At 69.2% G+C, this 24,966-nt stretch carries 22 protein-coding genes; 12 read left to right on the top strand and 10 right to left on the bottom strand.

Annotated elements, in window-relative coordinates; all coding sequences use genetic code 11:
• Positions 1-55 precede the first annotated feature (55 nt).
• Positions 56-961: a serine protease gene (locus ACFVXA_RS10425; RefSeq protein ID WP_362017070.1), complete on the top strand. Its 906-nt coding sequence runs from the start codon at positions 56-58 to the stop codon at positions 959-961.
• A 326-nt stretch (positions 962-1,287) separates the two neighbouring features.
• Here the strand turns inward: ACFVXA_RS10425 and ACFVXA_RS10420 are convergent, their stop codons facing one another.
• Positions 1,288-1,518: a hypothetical protein gene (locus ACFVXA_RS10420; protein ID WP_121406526.1), complete on the bottom strand. Its 231-nt coding sequence runs from the start codon at positions 1,516-1,518 to the stop codon at positions 1,288-1,290.
• A gap of 440 nt (positions 1,519-1,958) precedes the next feature.
• On the opposite strand from ACFVXA_RS10420, the gene ACFVXA_RS10415 reads away from it, so the two are divergent.
• From ACFVXA_RS10415 to ACFVXA_RS10390, 6 genes are all read left to right on the top strand, one after another.
• A complete protein-coding gene (locus tag ACFVXA_RS10415) occupies positions 1,959-4,082 on the top strand; it encodes a type IIA DNA topoisomerase subunit B (RefSeq protein ID WP_383906558.1) in 2,124 nt (707 codons plus the stop codon).
• Between the two features lie 307 nt (positions 4,083-4,389).
• Entirely contained in the window at positions 4,390-4,932 is a 543-nt protein-coding gene (locus ACFVXA_RS10410; RefSeq protein ID WP_383906561.1) for a DUF1453 domain-containing protein, read from the top strand.
• Positions 4,929-6,080, top strand: coding sequence for a histidine kinase (locus ACFVXA_RS10405; protein ID WP_383906565.1), 1,152 nt, complete (start codon positions 4,929-4,931; stop codon positions 6,078-6,080). Before ACFVXA_RS10410 ends, ACFVXA_RS10405 begins: the two co-directional genes overlap by 4 nt.
• Positions 6,077-6,766 carry a response regulator gene (locus ACFVXA_RS10400; protein WP_383906568.1) on the top strand — a complete coding sequence of 230 codons (690 nt, stop codon included), beginning with the start codon at positions 6,077-6,079 and terminating at the stop codon, positions 6,764-6,766. The genes ACFVXA_RS10405 and ACFVXA_RS10400 overlap by 4 nt, the downstream gene beginning before the upstream one ends.
• 104 nt (positions 6,767-6,870) lie before the next feature.
• Positions 6,871-7,359 (top strand): DUF485 domain-containing protein, encoded by a 489-nt coding sequence (locus ACFVXA_RS10395; RefSeq protein ID WP_362017081.1) that lies wholly within the window; start codon positions 6,871-6,873, stop codon positions 7,357-7,359.
• The gene (locus ACFVXA_RS10390) at positions 7,356-8,948 is read left to right on the top strand and encodes a cation acetate symporter (RefSeq protein ID WP_383740324.1); all 1,593 of its coding nucleotides are present in this window, start codon (positions 7,356-7,358) and stop codon (positions 8,946-8,948) included. Before ACFVXA_RS10395 ends, ACFVXA_RS10390 begins: the two co-directional genes overlap by 4 nt.
• 74 nt (positions 8,949-9,022) lie before the next feature.
• On the opposite strand, the gene ACFVXA_RS10385 is transcribed toward ACFVXA_RS10390, so the two are convergent.
• A complete protein-coding gene (locus ACFVXA_RS10385) occupies positions 9,023-9,715 on the bottom strand; it encodes a response regulator (RefSeq protein ID WP_383740322.1) in 693 nt (230 codons plus the stop codon).
• Positions 9,716-9,875: 160 nt separating this feature from the next.
• On the opposite strand from ACFVXA_RS10385, the gene ACFVXA_RS10380 reads away from it, so the two are divergent.
• The 3 genes from ACFVXA_RS10380 to ACFVXA_RS10370 are packed head-to-tail and all read left to right on the top strand — an operon-like array spanning position 9,876 to position 12,669.
• Positions 9,876-10,691: an ABC transporter ATP-binding protein gene (locus ACFVXA_RS10380; protein ID WP_362017087.1), complete on the top strand. Its 816-nt coding sequence runs from the start codon at positions 9,876-9,878 to the stop codon at positions 10,689-10,691.
• Positions 10,681-11,556: an ABC transporter permease gene (locus ACFVXA_RS10375; protein ID WP_389751705.1), complete on the top strand. Its 876-nt coding sequence runs from the start codon at positions 10,681-10,683 to the stop codon at positions 11,554-11,556. The genes ACFVXA_RS10380 and ACFVXA_RS10375 overlap by 11 nt, the downstream gene beginning before the upstream one ends.
• Before the next feature lie 48 nt (positions 11,557-11,604).
• A complete protein-coding gene (locus tag ACFVXA_RS10370; RefSeq protein WP_383740316.1) occupies positions 11,605-12,669 on the top strand; it encodes an ABC transporter substrate-binding protein in 1,065 nt (354 codons plus the stop codon).
• Positions 12,670-12,720: 51 nt separating this feature from the next.
• Here ACFVXA_RS10370 and ACFVXA_RS10365 read toward each other — a convergent pair whose 3' ends face one another.
• The 4 genes from ACFVXA_RS10365 to ACFVXA_RS10350 all read right to left on the bottom strand — a co-directional run bounded on the left by ACFVXA_RS10365 (position 12,721) and on the right by ACFVXA_RS10350 (position 18,057).
• Positions 12,721-13,401: a response regulator gene (locus tag ACFVXA_RS10365; RefSeq protein ID WP_390024603.1), complete on the bottom strand. Its 681-nt coding sequence runs from the start codon at positions 13,399-13,401 to the stop codon at positions 12,721-12,723.
• Positions 13,398-15,329, bottom strand: coding sequence for an ATP-binding protein (locus ACFVXA_RS10360; RefSeq protein ID WP_390024601.1), 1,932 nt, complete (start codon positions 15,327-15,329; stop codon positions 13,398-13,400). Before ACFVXA_RS10360 ends, ACFVXA_RS10365 begins: the two co-directional genes overlap by 4 nt.
• Positions 15,330-15,615: 286 nt before the next feature.
• Positions 15,616-16,560, bottom strand: a complete 945-nt coding sequence (locus ACFVXA_RS10355; protein WP_390024599.1) for a sucrase ferredoxin — start codon at positions 16,558-16,560, stop codon at positions 15,616-15,618.
• 222 nt (positions 16,561-16,782) lie between these two features.
• Positions 16,783-18,057 (bottom strand): citrate synthase, encoded by a 1,275-nt coding sequence (locus ACFVXA_RS10350; RefSeq protein WP_362017099.1) that lies wholly within the window; start codon positions 18,055-18,057, stop codon positions 16,783-16,785.
• A gap of 97 nt (positions 18,058-18,154) precedes the next feature.
• Here ACFVXA_RS10350 and ACFVXA_RS10345 point away from each other — a divergent pair, with 97 nt between their 5' ends.
• Positions 18,155-19,321, top strand: coding sequence for a citrate synthase (locus tag ACFVXA_RS10345; protein ID WP_390024597.1), 1,167 nt, complete (start codon positions 18,155-18,157; stop codon positions 19,319-19,321).
• Positions 19,322-19,423: 102 nt separating this feature from the next.
• Here ACFVXA_RS10345 and ACFVXA_RS10340 read toward each other — a convergent pair whose 3' ends face one another.
• The 3 genes from ACFVXA_RS10340 to ACFVXA_RS10330 all read right to left on the bottom strand — a co-directional run bounded on the left by ACFVXA_RS10340 (position 19,424) and on the right by ACFVXA_RS10330 (position 20,902).
• Positions 19,424-19,663, bottom strand: a complete 240-nt coding sequence (locus tag ACFVXA_RS10340; RefSeq protein WP_362017103.1) for a hypothetical protein — start codon at positions 19,661-19,663, stop codon at positions 19,424-19,426.
• Positions 19,664-19,821: 158 nt separating this feature from the next.
• Entirely contained in the window at positions 19,822-20,061 is a 240-nt protein-coding gene (locus ACFVXA_RS10335; protein WP_362017105.1) for a hypothetical protein, read from the bottom strand.
• 283 nt (positions 20,062-20,344) lie between these two features.
• Positions 20,345-20,902 carry a DUF6082 family protein gene (locus ACFVXA_RS10330; protein WP_389751700.1) on the bottom strand — a complete coding sequence of 186 codons (558 nt, stop codon included), beginning with the start codon at positions 20,900-20,902 and terminating at the stop codon, positions 20,345-20,347.
• Positions 20,903-21,253: 351 nt separating this feature from the next.
• Between ACFVXA_RS10330 and ACFVXA_RS10325 the strand changes: the two genes are divergently transcribed.
• Entirely contained in the window at positions 21,254-22,405 is a 1,152-nt protein-coding gene (locus tag ACFVXA_RS10325; RefSeq protein ID WP_390024595.1) for a CobW family GTP-binding protein, read from the top strand.
• Position 22,406: 1 nt separating this feature from the next.
• On the opposite strand, the gene ACFVXA_RS10320 is transcribed toward ACFVXA_RS10325, so the two are convergent.
• Positions 22,407-24,869, bottom strand: coding sequence for a DNA topoisomerase (ATP-hydrolyzing) subunit A (locus ACFVXA_RS10320; RefSeq protein ID WP_390024593.1), 2,463 nt, complete (start codon positions 24,867-24,869; stop codon positions 22,407-22,409).
• Between the last annotated feature and the right edge of the window lie 97 nt (positions 24,870-24,966).

Here is a 24,966-nt window from a genome sequence, read left to right as displayed (position 1 = left end):
GCGTGCGCTGGATCACTCTGGGTGTTCCATGACCATCCCAGAGTGAGGAACGCGCATGCGCCGTCCCTTTGCCTCAGTGCTGGCCCTCGCGGCCGCCGCCTCCGTGATACCACTGGCGAGCCCCGCTCCGGCGGCGGCCGACAGCATCGTCATCGGCGGCTATCCGGTGGAGATCTCCGAGAGCCCGTGGACCGTGGCACTGTCCAGCCGTGACCGGTTCGGGGGTACGCGTGCAGGACAGTTCTGCGGAGGAGTGGTGATCAGCCCGTCCACGGTGCTGACCGCGGCCCACTGCCTGGGCGCGGACGTCCTGGGGGTGCCACCGCGACAGGTACGTGACCTGAAGGTCATCACGGGCCGCGGAGACCTGCTGTCGAGCGACGGCAAGGAGATCCCGGTCCGTGACATCTGGGTCAACCCGCAGTACGACAGCTATACGAACGCCGGGGACTTCGGCGTCCTCACACTCAGCTCCCCCCTTCCCGAGAGCTCGGTCATCCATACGGCGTCCTCAGGGGACACCGCGTACAAGCCGGGCACGGCCGCCGTGGTCTACGGCTGGGGCGATACGACGGGCGGGGGCGACTACGTACACAGTCTGCGCGCCGCGCACGTGGACGTGCTCCCGGACACCGCCTGCCAGCGGGCCTATCCGGGCAGCGCCGACGGTAAGTACGAGGCTCAGTCCATGCTCTGCGCCGGGAAGCTCGCGGGCGGCCGGGACGCCTGCCAGGGGGACAGCGGCGGGCCGCTGGTCGCCCAGGGGCGGCTCATCGGCCTGGTGTCGTGGGGCATCGGCTGCGGGCGGCCTGGTAGCCCAGGGGTCTATACGCGGGTGTCGGACGTGACCCGGGCGCTCGGTGGAAACACTGCACGGTGGTCCAGGCGTACGAAGGGACCTGTGACGGCAGGGCCCGCGGCAGCGGGTACGGTCCAGGGCGCGCGCCACGGGAGCCGCTGAAGGTTGCTCCAGGCGTCCGACGGGGCCTGCTGTGGCCCGGGGCCCTGCTGGACAGGTTCTCCGGCTGTCCTAGGCGCGCTGTGGGAGCCGCTGGACGGCGTGTTCAGGCGCGCTGGGGCCGTCCGTGACACGGTGGTCCGGACGGCGGTGAGAGACGCTGGGGCGCTGCCCTCGCGGCTCGGGGGAGCCTATGGGGTGCTGGGCCGGAAAGACGCTAGCGCCCCGGGCGATGCGGTACGAGTACGGGCGGCCACTCCCTGTGTCCAGGGAGTGGCCGCCCGTACACCGGCCTGATGCCGGCACTCGCTCGTCGTTGATGCGAAGTGTCAGCGTTCTTCGTCGTTGACGCTTTCGGGAACGGACGTCAGTCGCTCCGTCTCGTCCTGTATCTCAGCGGCGATCTTCTTGAGTTCCGGCTCGAACTTGCGACCGTGGTGGGCGCAGAAGAGCAGTTCTCCGCCGCTCAGGAGGACGACGCGCAGATATGCCTGGGCGCCGCAACGGTCGCAGCGGTCAGCGGCCGTCAGCGGGCTCGCGGGGGTCAGAACAGTAGTCACGTCGCCTCTTCTCTAGCTCGACGAGCTGTCGTACCAGGGTCAACATCCAACCAGGCCGAAAACGTTCCCGCTCGTGGCTTTTCCTCGAAAATTTCTCTCCGGGGCGGCTGTCTGCTGCCGGGTGGCGGCGAATGAGCCGTATTACGTGTCTTCGTGTCTTACGGGTTCGCGCTGTCTGTCAGGGTCGGCCCTCCCGGCTGGCTTGCCGGTTGTTCATGAGGACGTGCCCGGAGCCTAAATGGTTCATGCCTGGAAGGGAACGTGATATGTACTTCACTCCATCGAGGGATCGAACACCCATGCGAGCCTGGACTAGTCTGAGTTCATGCGAGGGTGGCGTTACAACGGCTCTACCAGGCCTCGGTACCCTCTGAGCGGCGACCGAAGCCGGGCCCTTACCCAAAAGGGTCCCATCTGAAATTCAGCGAGGAGCGAACCGCGTGACCGCCGAAACGTCCGTGCCGTCCACAGCGCTGCTGACCGGAGCAGACCGGGACGGTTCCAACTACACCGCGCGGCACCTGCTCGTCCTCGAGGGGCTCGAGGCCGTGCGCAAGCGCCCTGGCATGTACATCGGGTCGACCGACAGTCGCGGCCTGATGCACTGCCTGTGGGAGATCATCGACAACGCCGTGGACGAGGCCCTCGGCGGCTACTGCGACCACATCGACGTCATCCTGCACGACGACGGCTCGGTGGAGGTGCGGGACAACGGCCGCGGCATCCCGGTCGACGTGGAACCCAAGACCGGTCTGTCCGGCGTCGAGGTCGTGATGACCAAGCTGCACGCCGGCGGCAAGTTCGGCGGCGGCTCGTACGCGGCCTCCGGCGGCCTGCACGGCGTGGGCGCCTCCGTGGTGAACGCGCTCTCCGCCCGCCTGGACATCGAGGTGGACCGCAGCGGCCAGACCCATGCGGTGAGCTTCCGGCGGGGTACTCCCGGGGTGTTCAAGGCGGACGGCCCCGAGGCGGCCTTCGAGGCGACCAGCGGGATGCGCAAGATCAAGCGGATCCCCAAGACCCGCACCGGCACGCGCGTGCGCTACTGGGCCGACCGCCAGATCTTCCTCAAGGACGCCAAGCTCTCGCTGGAGAACCTGCACCAGCGCGCCCGCCAGACGGCCTTCCTGGTGCCGGGCCTGACCATCGTCGTCCGCGACGAGTACGGACTCGGTGAAGGGGGCAGCAAGGGCGAGGAGTCCTTCCGCTTCGACGGAGGCATCAGCGAATTCTGCGAGTACCTGGCCAGTGACAAGCCGGTCTGCGACATCCTCCGCTTCTCCGGGCAGGGCTCCTTCAAGGAGACCGTCCCGGTCCTGGACGACCACGGACAGATGACACCGACCGAGGTCACCCGGGAGCTGGGCGTCGACGTGGCCCTGCGCTGGGGCACCGGCTACGACACGACCCTCAAGTCGTTCGTGAACATCATCGCCACCCCCAAGGGCGGCACCCACGTCGCCGGCTTCGAGCAGGCCGTCACCAAGACGATGCTCGAGGTACTGCGTGCCAAGAAGCTGCTGCGCGTCGCCGAGGACGACATCGTCAAGGACGACGCCCTGGAGGGCCTGACCGCGGTCGTCACCGTGCGGCTCGCCGAGCCGCAGTTCGAGGGCCAGACCAAGGAGGTGCTCGGCACCTCGGCGGCCCGCCGCATCGTGACCAATGTGGTCTCCAAGGAGCTCAAGGCGTTCCTGACCTCCACGAAGCGGGACGCCGCCGCACAGGCGCGCGTCGTCATGGAGAAGGCCGTCGCCGCCGCCCGTACGCGGATCGCGGCCCGCCAGCACAAGGACGCGCAGCGCCGGAAGACGGCCCTGGAGTCCTCCTCGCTGCCCGCCAAGCTCGCTGACTGCCGCAGTGACGACGTGGAGCGCAGCGAGCTCTTCATCGTCGAGGGCGACTCCGCGCTCGGCACGGCCAAGCTCGCCCGGAACTCAGAGTTCCAGGCGCTGCTGCCGATCCGCGGCAAGATCCTCAACGTTCAGAAGGCGTCCGTGACGGACATGCTGAAGAACGCCGAGTGCGGGGCGATCATCCAGGTCATAGGGGCGGGGTCCGGCCGGACCTTCGACATCGACGCGGCGCGCTACGGGAAGATCATCCTTCTCGTCGACGCCGATGTCGACGGCGCGCACATCCGGATTCTGCTGCTGACGCTGTTCCAGCGGTACATGCGGCCGATGGTCGAGGCGGGGCGGGTGTTCGCGGCGGTGCCGCCGCTGCATCGGATCGAGCTCAGTCAGCCCAAGAAGGGGCAGGACAAGTACGTCTACACGTATTCGGACCGTGAGCTGCGCGAGACGCTGCTGGAGCTGCAGCGCAAGAACGTGCGGTACAAGGACTCGATCCAGCGCTACAAGGGTCTGGGCGAGATGGACGCCGACCAGCTGGCCGAGACGACGATGGACCCCCGGCACCGGACGCTGCGTCGGATCAACATCTCCGATCTTGAGGCGTCGGAGCAGGTGTTCGATCTGCTGATGGGGAACGACGTGGCTCCGCGCAAGGAGTTCATCTCCAGTTCGGCGGCGACGTTGGACCGGTCGCGTATCGACGCGTAGACGCTGCCGCTGGACTGGGTGGTTCGCCTGCCGGTGTGATCTACGAGGTGGGCAGGGGCAGGGGCGAAGAGACTTCCCCCTGCCTCTGCCCCGGCCCCCTGCCCGGGGCGGTGCCTTGCCCGGGCCCCCGGTCCCGGGCGCCGGAAGTCGGCGGAGGCCTCCACCCCTGGGTGGAGGGTCGGGGTGGTCTGGGATCCACCCGTGATCCACCCTGGCTCCGATCTGCTGACCAGCCGATTTCCGTAGCGTCGAAGGCGTCGACAGCTCCCGCTGCCGCTACCGCTCTTCCTCGCCCACGGAGGCCGTGATGTCCGGGCTCGTCAATGCATTGGTGATCTGCGCTGTTGTCGTGTTGGTGATCGCGCGCCAGTTCCGCACGAGCCGGGTCGGCACGGACAAGCGCTGGTGGGTCGTGCCCGCCGTCCTGGTCTTCATCGCGGCGCGTGAGCCCGGGATGATCGACGCCCACCATCGCACCGAGGCCATCGTGCTACTGGGTGCGGAGCTGCTCATAGGGCTGGCCACCGGCGCCGGCTGGGCGTGGACCACGCGGATATGGGCAGAACCGGACGGCTCGGTGTGGAGCAAGAGCACCAAGGCCAGCGTGGCCGTCTGGATCGTGGGCATAGGCCTGCGCGTGGGGCTGTTCGGCATCGGCGCCCTGCTCGGTGTGCACCAGGGCTCCTCCGCTCTGCTGCTCGCGCTCGCGGCCACCCTGCTCGTCCGTTCCGGTCTGCTGGTCTGGAGGTCTCAGTCCCTGGCCCCGGCGTACGAGCAGAGCCCGGCGTACGAGCAGAGCCCGGCGTACGGTGACGACGTCCCGCAGGGCGCGTGGAAGGAGCGTGTGTGACCGAGAACGCCTGGAAGCGGTGGCCCTCCCGCGAGGCACTCTCCCGAGAGGGAGTGCCCAGGGCGCGGCGCGCGCTCGCCTGGACCACGCGGGCCATCGCCCTCGGCGCGCTCATCGGGACGACCTTCGCCAACAGTCACCTGGACGGTTGGGGTGCGGCCGCGGGCGTTGTGGGAATCCTCGTGTGCGCGGTCGCCGCATGGGGCTTCTGGCGGACTACGCTCGAACACCGTCTGCTGCCGTCTCTGGCACTGCTCACACTCCTTCTCACGATTGCGACGGTGGGACAGGGTGCGGGCTTCCGGGTGCCTGCGCTGGTCCTGTGGTGCGGGTGCGCCATCAGCGCCATCGAGCGGCTGCCTCTTGCAGCAGCCCTGCCCGTCACCTCCGTGGCGATGGGCGCGTACGCGGCGGTCAACAACGATGTCTGGCTGACCACCGTGGCCACGACGGCGGGCCTCATCCTGGGCGGATACGTGTTGCGCCTGGACGCCGAGGCTCGGGGCAGTGCCCATCGGCTGCTCGCCCAGGAGCGCGCGGCGCGTGCGGCCGAGGCGGAGTCGGCGGCTCTCGCCGAGCGGGCCAGGATCGCGCGGGATATCCACGATGTGCTGGCCCACAGCCTCTCCGCGCAGCTCGTGCATCTGGAGGCGGCCCGGCTGCTCATCGAGCGGGGCGCGGACCGGGAGACGATCCTCGAACGGGTGGTGGCGGCGCGGGGGATGGCCCGGGAGGGGCTCGCGGAGACGCGGCAGGCACTTTCCGCGCTGCGGGGAGACATGTCCCCGCTCGAGGACTTCCTCAGCGAACTCGTCGCCACGGCCGACGGCGCCGACGTCACCGTGACAGGCGCACGGCAGGCGCTGCGCGCCGAGGCCTCGCAGGCCGTCCGCAGAGTCGCGCAGGAGGCACTGACGAACGTACGCAAGCACGCTCCGGGCGCCAAGGTCCACGTACGGCTGGACTACGGCGAGCGCGAAGTGACGCTGGACGTACGGGACTCGGGCGGCCCGCCGGGCGAACTCAGCGGCTCGGGAGCCGGGTACGGTCTGCTGGGCATGCGGGAGCGTGCCGAGCTGCTGGGTGGCTCGTTGGAGGCCGGGCCGGACGAGGAGGGGTTCGCGGTGACGCTGAAGGTGCCTGTATGACGGAGACCGAGGGGGTGGGCAGGAAGCCGGCGCGGGTCGTGGTGGCGGACGACCAGACCGTGGTGCGCGAGGGCATTGTGATGCTGCTGGGGTTGTTGCCCGGGATCGAGGTCGTCGGAGCGGCCGGTGACGGGGACGAGGCCGTGGCGCTGGTCGCCGAACTCGCACCGGACGTCGTGCTGATGGACCTGCGCATGCCCCGTTGCGATGGTGTCGAGGCCACTAGGCGCATCCGAGCCGAGCACCCCGGGACGCAGGTCGTGGTGCTCACCACGTACGCGGACGACGAGTCACTGTTTCCCGCGCTCAGAGCGGGAGCCCGCGGTTATCTCACCAAGGACGCGGGAGGCGACGAGATCGTACGGGCGGTGGAGAGCGTGTTGTCCGGGGACGCGGGGCTCTCGCCGAGCGTCCAACGGCGGCTGCTGGAGCGGCTGTCGGAGCCGGAACGCGATCCGGCCCCGCCCGCGGAGGCGCCGGACGGGCTGACCACGCGCGAGACAGAGGTACTTCTGCTGATCGCCGAGGGGCTCAGCAACCATGAGATCGCCCGGAAGCTGCATGTCTCAACGGCCACCGTGAAGACCCACATCAACAACCTCTTCGCCAAGGCCGGTCTCAAGGACCGGGCTCAGGCAGTCCGTTACGCGTATGGGAAGGGTCTGGTACGGCCACCGGCGGATTGAGTCACCTGATGGGGTGAAGACCACGGGGAGAAGAGTCCGGGATCTTCCCGATCTGCACATCCTTGGGCACGCGGTCGAAACGGGCCGCGGACAAGGAGAGTTCGGTGGAGAAGCACGACGGCGGCGACACCGGGAAGGTCCGGTTCGACGACCCCTGGTACGACGCGCTCGCCTCCGGCTGGGGTGAGTTGGACGGCACGGGTGCGCCCGCTCCCGCCGTGCCGCCCGCGCGCCCGGAGCACGAAGGACGGACGGGCGGGGCGGCCGACGTCTATCTGGAGGTGCAGCGCAGCGCCGCCTTCCAGGAAGTGCGCAGCCGGTACCGGAGGTTCGTGGTGCCGGGCACGGCCGTGTTCTTCACCTGGTATGTGGGCTATGTGGTGACCGCGACGACGGCGCCCGGCTTCATGGCCCGGCCCGTCGCCGGCTCGGTGAACGTGGCGCTGGTCGCGGGGCTCGGGCAGTTCCTCACGACGTTCCTGTTCACCTGGGCCTACGCGCGGCATGCGCGGCTGCGCAGGGACCGGGCCGCGCTCGACCTGCGTTGGGACACCCAGGAGCTGACGCGGAACGTCCGAGGGGATGAGCGGTGACCGGCAACCATCAGACGCTCGCCCTGCTGCTGTTCAGCGCGTTTGTGGCGGTGACGCTGGCGATCACGACGTGGGTGAGCCGCAATCGGCATGGTTCGGCGGAGGAGTTCTACGCCGGAGGGCGGTTGTTCTCGCCGATGGAGAATGGTTTTGCCATCTCCGGCGACTACATGTCGGCGGCTTCCTTCCTGGGCGTCACCGGACTCATCTCGCTCTATGGCTACGACGGGTTGTTGTACGTCGTGGGGTTCCTTGTCGCGTGGCTCGTGGTCCTGTTCCTGGTGGCCGAACTGGTGCGCAACTGCGGGCGGTTCACGCTCGCCGACGTGGTAGCGGCGCGGATGAGCGAGCGGCCGGTGCGGATCGCGGCGGGAACGTCCTCGGTGACCGTGTCCGTTCTGTATCTGGTGGCGCAGATGGTGGGAGCGGGCAGCCTGGTCGCGCTGCTTCTCGGGGGCACGAGCGAGGCCGCGCGGAACTGGACGGTGATCGGCGTCGGCGCGCTCATGGTGATCTACGTGTCGCTGGGAGGGATGCGGGCCACCACATGGATCCAGATCGTCAAGGCGGTGCTGCTCCTGAGCGGGTCCATGGCGCTGACCGTGCTCGTCCTGGTGCGTTTCCACGGGGACTTCAACCAGCTGCTGCATGCGGCGGCGGAGCGCAGCGGACACGGTGCGGCGTTCCTGGCGCCCGGGCTGAAGTACGGCGGGAGCTGGACCGCGCGCTTCGACTTCATCAGCCTGGGTCTCGCACTCGTGCTCGGCACGGGCGGGCTGCCGCATATCCTGTCCCGGTTCTACACGGTGCCGACGGCGAGGGCCGCGCGCCGCTCGGTGGTCTGGTCGGTCGGGCTCATCGGGGGCTTCTACCTCATGACGATCGTGCTGGGCTTCGGCGCGGCCGCGCTCGTCGGCCCCGAGGCGGTACGCGGGTCGAACGCGGCCGGGAACACGGCGGTCCCGCTGCTGGCACTCGATCTGGGCGGCGGCGTGAACTCCACGGGAGGAACGGTTCTCTTCGCGATCGTCGCCGCGATCGCCTTCGCCACCATCCTGGCGGTCGTCGCCGGAATCACGCTCGCCTCCTCGGCGTCGGTGGCCCACGACCTGTACGCGTCGTTGCGCCGGCGGCACGCGAAGCCGCGCAGCGAGGTGGCCGTGGCGCGAGCGGCGGCCGTCGGGATCGGTGTCGTCGCGATCGCGCTAGGGCTGCTCGCCCGCGATCTCAACGTGGCCTTCCTGGTGGGCCTCGCCTTCGCGGTCGCCGCGTCCGCGAACCTGCCCGTGCTGCTGTACTCACTGTTCTGGCGGTCCTTCACGACGCGCGGCGCGGTGTGGGCCGTATACGGCGGCCTGGTACCCGCGCTGCTGCTCGTGCTCCTTTCACCCGTGGTGTCGGGCAGCCCCGAATCGCTGTTCCCGAGCGTGGACATCCAGTACTTCCCGCTGCAGAACCCGGGCCTCGTCTCGATCCCTCTGGGCTTCCTCGCCGGCTGGCTCGGCACGGTCACCTCCGCGGAGCCGCCGGACGAGGCCAAGCACGCCGAGATCGAGGTGCGCGCGCTCACGGGCGCCGGGGCCGTGTGAGGCCGCCTCCGGCGGTGTGAGCGGCGAACCGGGGAAGCCCACCAGGTACGTACGGAACAGTCGTACGCGAGGGGCTAAGGGGCCACCCAGGCGTACCGGTGCTCCGGGCGTCCCGTGTCGCCGTACTTGAGCGAGAGGCGCAGGCGGCCCGCCTGTTCGAGGTGGCGCAGATAGCGCTGGGCGGTGGAGCGGCTGAGGCCGGTCTCGGCGGCGACTTCGTGGGCCGACAGCGGGTGTCTCGCGCGGTGCAGGACATCGCAGATGAGGTCCGTGGTCGGCTCCGAGTGACCGGTGGGCAGCCCCGGTGACGAGGGCACGGGCGCGGTGCGCAGAGCGCCGAAGATCCGGTCGACCTGCTCCTGGCCGGCCACGCCGCGGCCGCCCACCCGGTCGACGGTGCGGCGCAGGGCGGCATACGAGTCGAGTCGGGTGCGCAGGGCGGCGAAGGTGAACGGCTTGACCAGATAGTGCAGGGCGCCCAGGCGCATCGCGGCCTGGACGGTCGTCACGTCACTGGCCGCGGTGATCATGATCACGTCGGTGCCATGGCCGCGTTCGCGCATCCGGTGGACCAGTTCGAGGCCCGTCCGGTCGGGCAGATAGTGGTCGAGCAGCACCAGGTCGATGGGTGCGCGCTCGACGGCTGCCAGGGCCTGGGCAGCACTGTGCGCGCGGGCGGCCACCCGGAAGCCGGGAACCTTACCCACGTACTTGGCGTTGATCTCGGCGACGCGGAAATCGTCGTCCACGACCAGGACGTCAATCATCGGGCCTCTTTCCCTCAAGCCCTGGCGAGCGTTAAGCCCGTGTTTCGGCTCCGCTGTTGTAGCGCGAGCAAAATGAGCACAACAGGCTGTTGCAAGCAAAAGAACTCCATGCGCCCAGAAGACTGATGCTGTGGCCCCGCCACATCTACGTTCCCGGGCCATGAGCGCAGACACCAGCCCCGCCATCGAGCTGCGGGGCGCGAGCAAGATCTTCAAGACCCCGTCAGGGGGTTTGCACACGGCGGTCAGGGAACTGGACCTGACCGTCGGCCGGGGCGAGTTCGTGGCCGTCGTCGGCCCCACCGGGTGCGGGAAGTCGACGACGCTGACCCTGGTGAGCGGCCTAGAAGAGCCCACCGAGGGCGACGTCCTGGTCGCCGGTGAGCCGGTCGCCGGCGTCGGTGACAAGGTCGGCTTCGTCTTCCAGCAGGACGCCACCTTCCCCTGGCGTACGGTCCTGTCGAATGTGATGGCGGGGCCCCGCTTCCGTGGCGTGCCCAAGGCCGAGGCGAAGCGGCGGGCTCGTGAATGGCTGGCCCGGGTCGGGCTCTCGGCCTTCGAGGACCGCTACCCGCACCAGCTCTCCGGCGGCCAGCGCAAGCGTGTCGCCCTCGCCGCGACCTTCGTCAACGACCCCGAGATCCTGCTGATGGACGAGCCCTTCTCGGCGCTCGACGTACAGACCAGGGCCCTGATGTCGGACGAGCTGCTCGAACTGTGGGAAGGCACGGGCGCCTCGGTCGTCTTCGTCACCCACGACCTGGAAGAGTCCATCGCGCTCGCCGACAAGGTCGTCGTGATGACCGCCGGCCCCGCCACCGTGAAGCAGGTCTTCGACATCGATCTGCCGCGGCCGCGCAAGGTCGAATCGGTGCGTCTGGAGCCGCGGTTCATCGAGATCTACCGCGAGATCTGGGAGTCCCTCGGCGAAGAGGTCCGCATCACCCGCGAGAGAGGTGCGGCCCATGTCGCCTGAGACCCTGCCCGAGGCCGTCGTCGCCCCGACCGTGTCCGAGCCTGCCAAGACGGACCGCGCGCACTCCCGCGCCCGCGCCGCGCGCCGACGCAAGATCGTGGTGGGCACCGCCCGTGCGCTGCTCCTGGTCGCGGTGCTCGGCCTGTGGGAGGTGCTCTCACGGGCCAAGGTCATCGACCCGTTCAACTTCTCCATGCCGTCGAAGATCTGGGACCAGATCTACACGTGGGTGATGCATGGGACCGCGCTCGGCTCGCTCGGCGAGCAGATCTGGTACACGCTCCATGAGGCGCTGCTCGGCTGGGTCATCGGTGTGATCGCCGGTGTGGTCTTCGGTATCGCGCTCGGGCGTATCGCCTTTCTCGCCGATGTCCTTGGTCCATACATCAAGGTGCTCAACTCCATACCCAGGATCGTCCTCGCACCGATCTTCGTGATCTGGTTCGGGCTCGGACCGGCCTCCAAGGTCGCGTCGGCCGTGGTGCTCGTCTTCTTCCCAGTGTTCTTCAACGCCTTCCAGGGCGCCCGGGAAGTGGACCGCAACCTCGTGGCCAACGCTCGCATCCTCGGTGCGAGCGACCGCCGGGTGACGCTTCAGGTCGTCATCCCGTCCGCCACCTCGTGGATCTTCACCAGCCTGCACGTCAGCTTCGGTTTCGCGCTCATCGGCGCCATCGTCGGCGAGTACATCGGGGCGACCAAGGGCATCGGCCTGCTCGTCGCGCAGTCGCAGGGGACCTTCAACGCGGCCGGCGTGTACGCCGCGATGGTCATCCTCGCGGTCGTCGCCCTGCTCGCCGAGGGGCTGCTGACCTTCGCCGAGAGCCGCATCTTCCGGTGGAAGCCGTCGGACTCCGACCGCTGATCCCGTCGTACGCACCCACTCTTCTCTCTCACAAGGACGTGACCCACCATGCGCAAGACCGCCAGATACTCCGCGCTGGCAGCCGCCGGTCTGCTCGCTCTCACCTCGCTCACCGCCTGCGCCAACGACGCGGCCAGTTCGACGGCCGACTCCGGAAGCAACGGGGGTGGCGGCAAGGGTGAACACGTCAAGATCATGGTCGGCGGCCTGGACAAGGTCATCTATCTGCCCGCGATGCTGACGCAGCGGCTCGGCTACTTCAATGACGAGGGTTTGGATGTCCAACTCCTGAGCGAGCCGGCCGGTGTCCAGGCCGAGACCGCCCTGGTCTCCGGGCAGGTCCAAGGAGCCGTCGGCTTCTACGACCACACCCTGGACCTGCAGACCAAGGGCAAGTCCGTGGAGTCCGTCGTCCAGTTCTCGCACGCGCCCGGCGAGGTGGAGATCGTCTCCAACAAGCGTGCGGGGGACATCACTTCGCCCAAGGACTTCAAGGGCAGGAAGCTCGGCATCACCGGCCTCGGCTCCTCGACCGACTTCCTCACCAAGTACCTCGCGGTCAAGAACGGTGTGAAGGTCAGCGAGTTCACGCCGGTCGCCGTCGGCGCCGGACCGACGTTCGTCTCCGCCCTCCAGAAGGGGGCCATCGACGGCGGTATGACGACCGATCCGACCGTCGCCACGGTTCTCCAGAAGAACCTCGGCAAGGTCCTCATCGACATGCGTACGCCGCAGGGGTCGCAGGAAGCGCTCGGCGGACCGTACCCCTCGTCCAGCCTCTACATGCAGACGGACTGGGTGAACGGCCACAAGGAGACGGTCCAGAAGCTGGTCAACGCTTTCGTCAAGACCCTCAAGTGGATGTCCACGCACACCGCGTCCGACATCGCCGCCAAGATGCCCGCCGACTACTCCCAGGGCGACAAGACGCTCTACGCCGGGGCGATCAAGGCCACGCTGCCGATGTTCACCAACGACGGCGTGATGCCCCAGGACGGGCCCGAGACCGTCGAGAAGGTCCTCAAGGCGTTCAACCCCAACATCAAGAATGCCAAGGTGGACCTGAGCAAGACGTACACCACGGAGTTCGTGAAGAAGGCGGCCACGGGCTGAGTACGACGGCAGCCGCCTTCACGGTGGGTGGCCGCCTCCTCAGCCGTGCCCTCAGACGCGGGTCGCCCAGACGTAGCGATGCTCCGGGCGGCCCGCGTCGCCGTATTTGAGGGTCAGCCTGGCCCTCCCCGTGCGCTCCAGGAGCTTCAGATAGCGCTGGGCGGTCTGCCGGCTCAGTCCGGTCTCCTCCGCGATCTCCTGGGCCGACAGCGGGCCCTCGGCGTTCACCAGGGCACGGCGTACGAGCTCCGCGGTGCTGGGGGAGTGGCCCTTGGGCAGATCGGGTTCCGCGCTCGCCGACAGGGCGCCGAAGATCCGGTCCACCTCGGACTGTTCGGCCTCCCCGCCGCCGTCGAGGGTGCGGCGCAGACCCGCGTACGCCTCCAGCTTGGCGCGCAGTCCCGCGAACGCGAACGGCTTGACCAGGTACTGAAGCGCGCCCTGCCGCATCGCCGCCTGGACGGTCGAGATGTCACGCGCCGCGGTCACCATGATCACGTCGGTCTGATGGCCGCGCCGACGCATCTCCTGGACGACCGCGAGGCCCGTCTCGTCCGGCAGATAGTGGTCCATGAGGACCAGGTCCAGATGCGGCAGCGACTCCATTCGGTGCAGCGCTTCGGCCGCGCTGTGTGCCTCGCCCGCGACGTGGAAGCCCGGCACCTTCTCCACGTAGGCGGCGTTGACCCGCGCGACCCGGGTGTCGTCGTCCACGACCAGGACCTCGATCATCGCGACTGCTCCTTGTCGTGCTCGGCGTCTGTGGCGGGGGTGACGGGGGTGGCGGGTGTCTGTGGTGCAGGCGTCGGCTTCGGCACGCGCTGGGGGCGGTCGTGCTCCGGCGCCAGGCCCGATTCCGGAGCCGCCGGATCGTCCGAGCGTGGCGCGAGGGCCGGTGCCGGAGTGATCGGACCCTCCGAGTGTGGCGCCAGGCCCGGTGCCGGAGTGATCGGATCCTCGGGATGAGGCGCGCGCTCCTGCTCCGGCGCGCGCTCCTGCTCCGGCGCGCGCCGCGGCTCCGGGGTGAGCTCGGGTTCTGGGATGAGCTCGGGTTCCGTCAGGGCCTCCGGCAGTACGACCGTGAACTCGGCGCCCCCGCCGTCCGCCTCGGCCACCTCCGCGCTGCCGCCCTGCCGTTCGGCGAGGCGGCGCACCAAGGAGAGGCCGATTCCGCGCTTGCCGTGGGCCGGTGGCTTCTTGGTGGTCCACCCATCGGTGAAGATCAACTCGCGCCGCTCCTCCGGGATTCCGGGCCCGGTGTCGCGTACCCGCAGTACGGCGGTTCGCCCATCAACCCGCAATTCGACCTCCACGCGCGCGTGCGGCGTGCCCGCGACGGCGTCGAGCGCGTTGTCGACGAGGTTCCCGACGACGGTCACCAGCCCCCGGGGGTCGATCAACCGGTCCGGCAACAGGGTCCGGTCCGAGATCCACAGAGCCACTCCGCGCTCGGCGGCGACGGTCGCCTTGCCGACCAGCAGGGCGGCGAGCAGCGGATCGTGGATCTTCTCGGTGACCTGTTCCGCCGTCACCCTGTGGTCCCCGACGACCTCGCCGACGAACTCCACGGCGTCGTCGTACATCTCCAGTTCGAGCAGTCCCAGAAGCGTGTGCATGCGGTTGGCGTGCTCATGGTCCTGGGCGCGCAGCGCGTCGATCAGGCCGCGCGTGGAGTCGAGTTCGCGGCCGAGCTGCTCCAGCTCGGTGCGGTCGCGCAGGGTGGCGACGGCGCCGCCGTCGTCGGTGGGCATGCGGTTGGCGACCAGGACCCGCTGTCCGCGGACGGTGAGCAGGTCGGTGCCGGTGACGCGCCCGGCCAGCACATCGGTCGTACGGCCCGGGCCGAGCGCGTCGTCGAGCGGCTGCCCGATGGCCTCGGCGTCGACGCCCAGCAGACGTTGCGCCTCGTCGTTGAGGAGGCGCACACGGCCGCCGCGGTCCAGAGCTACGACGCCCTCGCGGATGCCGTGCAGCATCGCCTCGCGCTCCGCTAGCAGCGCCGAGATATCGGAGAAGGCCAGGTCACGGGTCTGTCGCTGCACTCTTCGGGAGATCAGATACGCGGCCAGCGCACCGACGGCCATGGCCCCGCCCGCGTATCCGAGGAGGCCCGGTATGGCATCGATCAGCCGGGCGCGCACACTGTCGTACTTGATGCCGACCGAGACCGCACCGACGATCCGGTTGTCGGCGTCGCGCAGCGGTACCTTGCCACGGGCCGAGCGGCCGAGAGTGCCGTTGTCGATCTCCATGACCTCGTCGCCTGCCAGGGCCTGACGGGGGTCGGTCGAGACCTTCTTGCCGATCTGCGTCGGATCGGTGTGCGACCAGCGGATCCACTTCATGTTCATGACCACGATGTACTCGGCTTTGGTGGCCTTCCGAATCCGCTCCGCCTCGGCCTGTACGGGCCCGTTCACGGACGGACGCGTCGTCTGGAGGTCTTCGGCGATCTGCGGCTGCTCCGCCGTGGTCTGCGCGATGGCGAGCGCGCGGCGCATCGCCTGGTCGTCCAGCTGCGCGCTGAGCGGCGCGAGGAACAGTCCGGTGGCGAGCACAGCGACGCCGGCCGCGATCGCCACCTGCATCAACAGCACCTGCGAGAACACCCGCCGCGGAAGACCGAGGCGCAGTCGTCGTGCGGGGGGAGTGGGGCTCATGCCTATGACGGTACGGGGGCGGTCGGACATCGCCGTAGGGGATGTGGCGTGGATCTCTTGATCGTCAAGTGGGAGAGCTGTGAGGTGGTCGTGGCGGAGGCCCCTGGGGGAGGGGTACGCGTACGAGGGCCACGAGCGCGGGATCCGGGGCCGGCGGGAGAAGGGCAGGCCTCGCGGGGTGATGCGGGCGGGACGGCTTCATGGGGCGTCGACGGGGGACGAATCGGCCTGCGGCGGCGATACGGGCGGCTGCCTGCCGGGGCCGTAGGGGCAGCGGGACCGGTCGTCAGCAGGGTACGGCGAACGCCGTCGTCGTCAGCTCCCGTACCGCCACCACGTCCATCCGGGCCGGCGAGCCCAGCGGCGAACCGCAGCTCTCCGGGCGGGGCGGCAGTGAGGCGCCCTGCGCGACGATGACGCGCCACAGACGGCCGTCGGTGTGGGTGACAGTGACCTCCCAGCGCGGCGCGGCGCCCTCCGTGCGCACCACGGTCAGGGCGTCAGCGGAGTGCTCTCCCGCGGCTGTACGCACGGCCAGCTCGGCCGCCTGCCCCGGCCGCTCCCAGGTGGACCTCCCACGGCAGCCCTCGACGACGACGCGCCCCTCCCCGACGCCCTGGAGGACCTCCTTGACGGCGTGGGACTCCGCGCGCCCGTACGCGTATCCGTACGGCAGGACGAGCAGCGTGGGCGAGAAGCGGTGACCGCCCAGATGGGTGACCTCCCAGACATCCTCCACCCCGGAGGAGCTGAGCTCGGTCGCGAGAGGGCGTCCGAGCAACGCGCAGCAGCGGTCGCGCTTGCCGTTGGTGCAGACAAGGGCGAGCGGGTCACCCGTGTGGGGCCGGCCCTGGAGAACCGCGTCGAAGGTATGTGGGTCACCCATACCGAGTGCGGCGAAGTCGAGGTCGAGCACCTGCTCGGGAGCACAGGTTGTGGCGCTGTGCAGCCATACGTTTCCCGGAGTGGTGTGGGCCGCATACACATGGCGCTCGGCGGAGTCACCGCAGTCGGCGTGCCGTCCGGGGCGGCGGATGAGGGCGATCCGAACGCCGGTGCCGTCCGCGGCCGCTTCTAGGGCGCGGCCGAGCGCGGGATCCAGGTGGCTCGAAGTGAGCGCCTTGGCACCCCAGGGCCCGGACTGCTCGATCAGCAGCCATGTCCTCGCGGTGGCCGCGGTCCCCGCGAGGGGCTCGTCGAGGTGCCGCGACGCGCTCGTGCACGTACTCACAGAGGTGAGCCTAACCTGACTTGAGCGAGGGCGACTTCCGGCCGCGCGCATGGGGGCGCAGGGAGGGAAGTCTTGGCGTGCGGCGGGACGTGGGGGCGCGTGGTGGTGTTTGGGGGCGCGCGACGGAGTGGGGGCGGGTGCGGCGGGCCGCGGGAGCGTGCGATCCGGAGGTGTGAGGTGGGGGGCGCCCTGGGCACCGACGGGCTCCGCCGGGGCATGCGCCTATCTGCCGGCCGCCTGGCCCGGGAGCGGCTGTGGCGGGCGCTCGCCCACGTACCGACCACTCGGGCGCATGCGCAGGGGGCGCTCCTCGTACTCCTCCAAGGTGTGGGCGATCCAGCCCGCCGTCCGGGCGATCGCGAAGACCGTCTCGCCCGCCGAGGCCGGCATGCCGGAGGAGACGGTGAGGACGGCCAGGGCCAGGTCGACGTTGGCGTGCAGCGGCGTGTGGCGGGCGGTGGTGGTCACGACGTCACGGGCCGCCGCCAGGGCGGGTGCCGCGCCCGGCATCTCCTCCAGGAGGGCGAACAGGGCACGCGCGCGTGGATCCACTTCGGGGTAGAGCCGGTGGCCGAGCCCCGGGACGCGGCGTCCGGCGCGCAACTCGTCCGCGACCACGGGGGCCGCGGTGCCCCTGTCAAGGACGTCGAGGAGCAGCCGGTGCGCGAGCCCGCTGGCAGCGCCGTGCAACGGGCCCTCGAGCACGCCGAGACCCGCGGAGACGGCCGCGTACGCATGGGCCCGGGCCGACGCGGCGACCCGGACCGCGAGCGTCGAGGCGGCCAGGTCGTGGTCGACGAGCAGCCCGAGTGCCGTGTCCAGCACGCGCAGTGATGCCTCGTCGGGCGTGCGTCCGGTGAGCCGACCCCACAGGCGGTGGGCCAGCGGGCCCTCGTCGCGGTGGTCGTGTCTCAGCGGCGGAAGCGCGGCGACGAGGGTGGGGATGAGGGTGCGTCCGGTGCCGAGGACGGCGTCTTCGGAGAGGTCGAAGCGCAGCGGGTCGGCGGCCGCCGCGGCGATCGTGGCGACGCGCAGCCGGTCCGTCGGGCCGCTGTGTTCCGGCAGCGCGTCGACGGCGCGTCGGGCGGCGGCGATGGACGCCTCCGGGGCGGTGAACGTGACGCCGGGACGCAGCTCTCCGGTCCACAGCCACTCGGTGATCTCCTCGTAGGAGTACCGCGCGGCCAGTTCCGTGGCGTCGACGCCACGGAAGTAGTACCGGTCCTTGTCGATCAACGTGATGCGGGTACGGACCGAGAGCTCGCCGCCCGTGTTCGAACTTCCGCTCGTCTCCCGCCTGTTGCGCCGCGCGAGCGCCCCCACCTCCTTGGCGTCGAAGGTGCTCCCGCGCCCTCCGGATTCGCGCCGACTGCTGAGCTGACCGCGGCTCACATATGCGTACACGGTCTCGGGCTTCACGCCGAGCAGTTCGGCGGTCTCCTTGGTGCTGAGCCGTCGGCCCTCGTGCTCCGGCGTTGCGGCTTCTCGATCCCTCATGGTCGCCACCGTATCCGTGTATCGATGTATTGACTGGATCAACATTGACAGAAATTGAGTCAAGCATGGACAGTCGAATCAAGTCCAGGGAGGAAACATGCCGATCAGCCGGGCCGGATCCACCTCTGTCGATGTGCCGCGAGGACTCGCGGGCGTCGTCGTCACCGACACCCAACTGGGTGACGTCAGGGGGCTGGAGGGCTTCTACCACTACCGCCAGTACTCGGCCGTAGAACTCGCGCAGACCCGCGGCTTCGAGGACGTCTGGCATCTGCTGGTCCACGGTGAACTGCCCGACGCGGAACAGCGGGCCGCGTTCACCGCGCGGACGGCGGAGCTGCGCCGACTGCCCGACGACGTACGGGCCGCACTGCCCGCGATCGCCGCGGCGACAGGCCTCTCGGGGCCGCTCGCCGGGCTGCGCACCGCGTTGTCGCTGCTCGGTGCGGCGTCGGGGTTTCGGCCGGTGTACGACATCGACGCCGACCGGCGTCGCGCCGACACGCTCGCGGCGACCGCGGCCGTACCGACGCTGCTCACCGCGCTGTACCGGCTCGGGCAGGGGCTGGAGCCGGTGGAGCCGCGGGACGACCTCGCGTACGCCGCCAACTACCTTTACATGCTGACGGGTTCGGTGCCGGACGTGGCGCGGGCGCGGGCGGTCGAGCAGTACTTGATATCCACCATTGACCACGGATTCAATGCATCAACCTTCACGGCAAGGGTGATCACGTCGACGGGGGCGGACGTGGCGGCGTGCCTAGTGGGTGCGGTCGGTGCCCTCTCGGGCCCGCTCCACGGTGGTGCTCCCAGCCGCGCTCTGGACACCCTCGACGCGATCGGGACACCTGACCGCATCGACCCATGGATCCGCGCACGCGTCCTCGCCGGCGATCGCATCATGGGCTTCGGTCACCCCGTCTACCGTACGGAGGACCCGCGTTCGCGCATGCTCCGTGGCATCGCTCAGCGATTCGGCGGTCCGCTGGTCGACTTCGCGGTCGAGGTCGAACGCCAGGTGGAAGCGATCCTGGCCGAACTCAAGCCCGGCCGCGCCCTGCGCACCAACGTGGAGTTCTACGCCGGCGTGGTCATGGACCTGTGCGGTCTGCCCCGCGAGATGTTCACCCCCACCTTCGCCGCCGCCCGCGTCGTCGGCTGGAGCGCCAACATCCTGGAACAGGCGGAGGACCCGAAGATCATCCGGCCGGCGGCTCGGTATGTGGGGCCGGAGGCGCCGGTGGCGGTGCCTGCCGTGGTCTGATCGCGGAACCGGGGGGGGTTCGAGCGGAAACGAAACGGGCTCGGCACCGAATTCGGTGCCGAGCCCGGGACATGGACGACCGCTTCCGCTGGAGAGCTGCCGCTAGGCGCGGGGGATGTCTCTCCTGGCTTGGATGAGTGTCTCGCGGCTGATGATCACGATGCGTTCGTAGTCCGCGCGAGCGGCGTCCGCGGGGAGTTCGCCATCGAGTTCCGCCGTGGCTTCTGTGCCAATGACGGCGTAGTTGCCGTCGCTGAGTTCGAAGATGTCGGGACAGGTCTGTCCTGACGCGCTGCCTCGGGCGCTGGGAGAGACGCCGATCCGACGGACGATGGTCGCCATGTCTCGGCCTTTCGTGCTGTGACCCGGAGGTCATGGTGTGGGCCGTCCCATCGCGTCCTGCCGGAAAAGGCGCAGGACGAGTCGGGACCACCGAGGGCGAAACGAACGCACGTTGATGTGATGATGCCGTGCTTGAGTGAGCGTACGGCTGTGGCCGACTATGCGTCCGGGATATCCACCTTCGCGTGAATGAGGGTTTCGCGGGTGACTACGACGATGCGTTCGTAGTCGGCGCGCGACGCGTCGGCGGGGAGTTCGGCGTCGAGAGTGTCGGTGACATCTGTTCCGATGACAGCGAACCTTCCGTCGGACAATTCGAAAATGTCTGGGCAATTGGCTCCGGTCGTGCTTCCTCGCGCGCTCGGAGGAGTGCCAATCCGACGGATGATGTGGCTCACTGTTCTTGATTCCCTTTGGTCTCGACGAGGTGGGATGTACCTGCGCGCGCTGTTGCTGCGCGGCGCGATGCGGCCCTGTGGGGCTGCGGCCTCGACGACCGAGCGGCGTGGAGCGGCGGTTCAGCGGGGGATCGACCCGTACGTGATCGCGCAGTAGTCAACCCTGTTGGCAACTGTGGAAACGCGGCGGTTTACTGGTTCGTTATCGCCCGGGAGTGTGATCCGCTCGGGAGGGTGGCGCGGGGCGAGGTGTTTACCACCGGTGCGCAGATGACGGAAGCTGCTACTCGGTCGGCGGCTCGCCGACCACCCACCACTCGTCGATGTCCGTTTCCTCCAACTGGACCAAGAGATCCTCGACCATACGTCCGATTTCGGCTTCGTCGGAGGTGTCGATGAGGGTTGCCCGATGGGGGCGTGTCGCGTACCAGTACTCCCGGAAAATGGGGTGTTGGAGCATGCCTCGGGCAAAGCCGAAGAATTCCTCGCGGGTGATGTTGCCCATGCGGTAGTAGCAGAGGGCGTTGGTGTACAAGGCGTTGGCGAAGAGGAACTGGCGCTGTTTCCTGGGGGAGACGGTCCCCTCGTAGGCGTTCAGTACCTCGGCCAGTTCGGGATCGTCCATCGCCTTGCTCAACAGCTCCCAGTGCAGCCGCTGCTGATGGGCGAGGTTGGCCTGGCGCTGGATCTGCGCGGCTTGTTCCAGTACTTCGATGCGTGCGTGCAACGCGTCCAGCGTGGTGCGTTGGGCGGCCAGGGTGACGGCGGCTCCTGTCACCAAGCCGATCGCTGCGGCGGCGGCGGAGCCCAAGCTCCGTACCTTGACTTTCCGTGTGACCATGTCAACCCCCGAATCAGGCGACCGTCCGCCGGTCGTCGGGTGTGGGGCGACAGGGAGCGGACCGGCGAGCGGTGGGCGGCGCGCTTGCCGTCTCCCAGTTTTGCCGAGCGGCTCTGATCGGCGGGGAGGCGGAGAGGAGGCGCACGGAGGGAAGTGCGGGTCGCGTGTCCCGGCGCCATGTCCAACGTGTGCCCCGCGAGCGCCGCTAACAATCGTTCACTTCGGGGCGTTTCCTCCTGCTCGTATGCTGGGTCGGCATTCATTCCTCGTACGAGTGCCAGGGCGTGAGCCGCCCTCGTACGGGAGCCGGTCCGCGCGCCGGCGTACGCGACGGTTCAGAGAGGGCGCACGTTGAGTCAGCAGAGTCCACAGCAGATCCCGGTCGTCGTCCTCGCCGGATTCCTGGGCTCCGGAAAGACCACTCTCCTGAATCATCTGCTGCACCGCAGCGGAGGCAGCCGCATCGGGGCCATCGTCAATGACTTCGGCGCGATCGAGATCGACGCCATGGCCGTGGCGGGAGCGCTGGGGGATTCCACCGTTTCCCTGGGGAACGGGTGTCTGTGCTGCGCCGTCGACGCCAGTGAGCTGGATGTGTATCTGGAGCGGCTCGCTCAGCCCTCGGCCGGTATCGACGTCATCGTCATCGAGGCGAGCGGGCTGGCCGAGCCCCAGGAGCTCGTGCGGATGGTGCTCGCCAGTGAGCATCCGCGGGTCGTGTACGGGGGGCTCGTCGAGGTGGTCGACGCGGCCGAGTTCGACGGTACGCGCGCGAAGCACCCCGAGATCGACCGGCATCTCGCCCTCGCGGATCTCGTCGTCGTCAACAAGATCGACCGGGCCGACGACGGCGAGCGCGTGCTGGACGTCGTCCGCGAACTCGCCGATCGCGCCGCCGTCGTGCCCGCCACCTACGGCCGGGTCGACCCCGAGTTCCTCTTCGACTGCAGGCCGAGCGAGGAGCGTATCGGGCAGCTGTCCTTCGACGACCTCCACGACGTCCACGACCGTCACGATCACGACCTTGACGACCGTCACGACGAGCACGCCCACGCCGGCCATCTGCACTCCGCCTACGACACCCTGTCCTTCACCTCCGACGTCCCGCTCGGCCCCCGGCGGCTGATGGAGTTCCTCGACAGCAGGCCCGAGGGGCTCTACCGCATCAAGGGGTACGTGGATTTCGGCGTCCAGGACCGTGCCAACCGGTACGCCGTGCACGCCGTCGGGCGGTTCCTGCGCTTCTACCCGGAGCCCTGGGCTCCTGCGGAGGGCGCCGACGCGCGTCTCACCCAGCTCGTCCTCATCGGCTCCGGCATCGACACGGCGGCGCTGGCCAAGGAACTGGAGGCGTGCAAAGACGACGCCCCACACGCCGACGAGCACAGCATGTGGGGCGTCCTCCGCTACGTACAGGACAGGGATCCTGACGCTCGCGACGTACAGGACAAGGATCCTGACGCACGCGACGCTCAGGACAAGGATCCTGACGCGACCGGTTGATCTACACCGGCCCCGCCACCACCGCCACCGTCTTCGCCAGGGACACGCCCGAGCCGTCGCGGCGCGGGTCCATCTCCGGCAGCTCGGCGGGCGTGCCGTTCTTCTGCGCGGCACGCGCCGGCACCGGGCCGGCCCAGGCCAGCGACAGGCAGTCCTCGCCCTTCAGGAACCGCTGGCAGCGCACGCCACCGGTGGCGCGGCCCTTGCGCGGGTACTGGTCGAACGGGGTCAGCTTGGCCGTCGTCTGGACGGAGTCGTCCAGAGTGCCGCGCGAGCCCGCGACCGTGAACACCACCGCGTCCACCGCGGGGTCGACCGCCGTGAAGGAGATCACCTTCGCGCCGTCGATGAGCTTGATGCCTGCCATGCCGCCCGCCGCACGGCCCTGCGGGCGCACCTGCGAGGCCTGATAGCGCAGCAACTGGGCGTCGTCCGTGATGAAGACCAGGTCCTCCTCGCCGGTGCGCAGCTCGACCGCGCCGACGATGCGGTCGCCGTCCTTGAGGGTGATGACCTCCAACTCCTCCTTGTTCGTGGGGTAGTCGGGCACCACGCGCTTGACGACGCCCTGTGCCGTGCCGATCGCCAGGCCCGGCGAGGACTCGTCGAGGGTCGTCAGGCAGATCACCGTCTCGTCCGCCTCCAGGGAGGACAGGAACTCCGAAATCGGTGCGCCACCGGAGAGGTTGGGTGCCGAAGCCGTCTCGGGCAGTTGCGGGAGGTCGATCACGCTCAGGCGGAGCAGGCGGCCCGAGGACGTGACCGCGCCGATCTCACCGCGGGCCGTCGCCGGCACCGCGGAGACGATCAGGTCGTGCTTGGTGCGCTTGGTCTCCTCATCGACCTCTCCGAAGGGGTCGCCGTTGGCCGTACGGGCGAGGAGGCCGGTCGAGGACAGCAACACGCGGCACGGGTCGTCGGCGACCTGGAGCGGGACCGTCGCGGCGGGGGCGCCCGCCGACTCCAGGAGCACGGTGCGCCGGTCGTTGCCGAACTTCTTGGCCACCGCGGCCAGTTCGGCGGAGACCAGCTTGCGCAGCTCCGCATCCGAGTCCAGGATGCCGGTCAGCTCGTCGATCTCGCCGTTGAGCCGGTCGCGCTCCGACTCGAGCTCGATGCGGTCGAACCGGGTCAGACGGCGCAGCGGCGTGTCCAGGATGTACTGCGTCTGGATCTCGGAGAGCGAGAAGCGCTCGATCAGGCGCTCCTTGGCCTGCGCCGAGTTGTCGCTGGAGCGGATGAGGCGGATGACCTCGTCGATGTCCAGGAGGGCGACGAGGAGACCCTCGACCAGGTGCAGCCGGTCGCGCTTCTTGCCGCGGCGGAACTCGCTGCGCCGGCGCACGACCTCGAAGCGGTGGTCCAGATAGACCTCCAGGAGCTCCTTGAGGCCCAGGGTGAGCGGCTGGCCGTCCACCAGCGCCACGTTGTTGATGCCGAAGGACTCCTCCATCGGCGTCAGCTTGTAGAGCTGCTCCAGGACCGCTTCCGGCACGAAGCCGTTCTTGATCTCGATGACCAGGCGCAGGCCGTGCGCGCGGTCGGTGAGGTCCTTCACGTCGGCGATGCCCTGCAGCCTCTTGGCGCCGACCAGGTCCTTGATCTTCGCGATCACCTTCTCCGGGCCGACGGTGAAGGGCAGTTCGGTGACGACGAGGCCCTTGCGGCGCGCCGTCACGTTCTCCACCGACACCGTGGCGCGGATCTTGAAGGTGCCGCGGCCCGACTCGTACGCGTCCCTGATGCCGGAGAGACCGACGATCCGGCCGCCCGTCGGCAGGTCGGGGCCCGGGATGTACTTCATCAGCGTGTCGAGATCGGCGCCCGGGTAGCGGATCAGATGCCGGGCGGCGGCGATCACCTCGCCGAGGTTGTGCGGCGGCATGTTCGTCGCCATGCCGACGGCGATGCCCGACGAGCCGTTCACCAGGAGGTTCGGGTACGCCGCGGGAAGGACGTCCGGTTCCTGCTCCTGGCCGTCGTAGTTCGGCGTGAAATCGACCGTGTTCTCGTCGATGGACTCGGTCATCAGTGACGTGGCGTCGGCCATCCGGCACTCGGTGTAACGCATGGCGGCCGGCGGGTCGTCGTTGCCGAGCGAGCCGAAGTTGCCGTGGCCGTCCACCAGGGGCAGGCGCATGGAGAAGGGCTGCGCCAGCCGGACCAGCGCGTCGTAGATCGACGCGTCGCCGTGCGGGTGGAGCTTACCCATGACCTCGCCGACGACGCGGGCGCACTTCACATAGCCGCGGTCGGGGCGCAGGCCCATCTCGTTCATCTGGTAGACGATGCGGCGGTGCACGGGCTTGAGGCCGTCGCGCGCGTCCGGCAGGGCTCGCGAGTAGATGACCGAGTACGCGTATTCGAGGAAGGAGCCCTGCATCTCGTCCACGACGTCGATGTCGAGGATCTTCTCCTCGTACGAGTCGTCGGGCGGCGGGGTCTTCGTGCTGCGGCGGGCCATCGCTGCTGCGGCTCCTTCACAGTCTCTGCCGGGGCATGAACGGGTTCTGACGCGGACCATTGTGGACCGCCCCACTGACAACGCCGACCGCGACCCG

Source organism: Streptomyces sp. NPDC058246, from assembly GCF_042881985.1.
Classification (GTDB): Bacteria; Actinomycetota; Actinomycetes; order Streptomycetales; family Streptomycetaceae; genus Streptomyces.
Note: the sequence above shows the minus strand (reverse complement) of the source record. Positions and strands in the feature narration are given on the sequence as shown.

Coding starts and splice junctions, on each gene's coding strand:
- ACFVXA_RS10340 (WP_362017103.1), bottom strand. CDS start 19,663: ATGGCGACCATCGTCCGTCGGATCGGCGTCTCTCCCAGCGCCCGAGGC.
- ACFVXA_RS10380 (WP_362017087.1), top strand. CDS start 9,876: ATGAGCGCAGACACCAGCCCCGCCATCGAGCTGCGGGGCGCGAGCAAG.
- ACFVXA_RS10375 (WP_389751705.1), top strand. CDS start 10,681: ATGTCGCCTGAGACCCTGCCCGAGGCCGTCGTCGCCCCGACCGTGTCC.
- ACFVXA_RS10320 (WP_390024593.1), bottom strand. CDS start 24,869: ATGGCCCGCCGCAGCACGAAGACCCCGCCGCCCGACGACTCGTACGAG.
- ACFVXA_RS10360 (WP_390024601.1), bottom strand. CDS start 15,329: ATGAGCCCCACTCCCCCCGCACGACGACTGCGCCTCGGTCTTCCGCGG.
- ACFVXA_RS10350 (WP_362017099.1), bottom strand. CDS start 18,057: ATGAGGGATCGAGAAGCCGCAACGCCGGAGCACGAGGGCCGACGGCTC.
- ACFVXA_RS10365 (WP_390024603.1), bottom strand. CDS start 13,401: ATGATCGAGGTCCTGGTCGTGGACGACGACACCCGGGTCGCGCGGGTC.
- ACFVXA_RS10410 (WP_383906561.1), top strand. CDS start 4,390: ATGTCCGGGCTCGTCAATGCATTGGTGATCTGCGCTGTTGTCGTGTTG.
- ACFVXA_RS10345 (WP_390024597.1), top strand. CDS start 18,155: ATGCCGATCAGCCGGGCCGGATCCACCTCTGTCGATGTGCCGCGAGGA.
- ACFVXA_RS10425 (WP_362017070.1), top strand. CDS start 56: ATGCGCCGTCCCTTTGCCTCAGTGCTGGCCCTCGCGGCCGCCGCCTCC.
- ACFVXA_RS10400 (WP_383906568.1), top strand. CDS start 6,077: ATGACGGAGACCGAGGGGGTGGGCAGGAAGCCGGCGCGGGTCGTGGTG.
- ACFVXA_RS10330 (WP_389751700.1), bottom strand. CDS start 20,902: ATGGTCACACGGAAAGTCAAGGTACGGAGCTTGGGCTCCGCCGCCGCC.
- ACFVXA_RS10370 (WP_383740316.1), top strand. CDS start 11,605: ATGCGCAAGACCGCCAGATACTCCGCGCTGGCAGCCGCCGGTCTGCTC.
- ACFVXA_RS10385 (WP_383740322.1), bottom strand. CDS start 9,715: ATGATTGACGTCCTGGTCGTGGACGACGATTTCCGCGTCGCCGAGATC.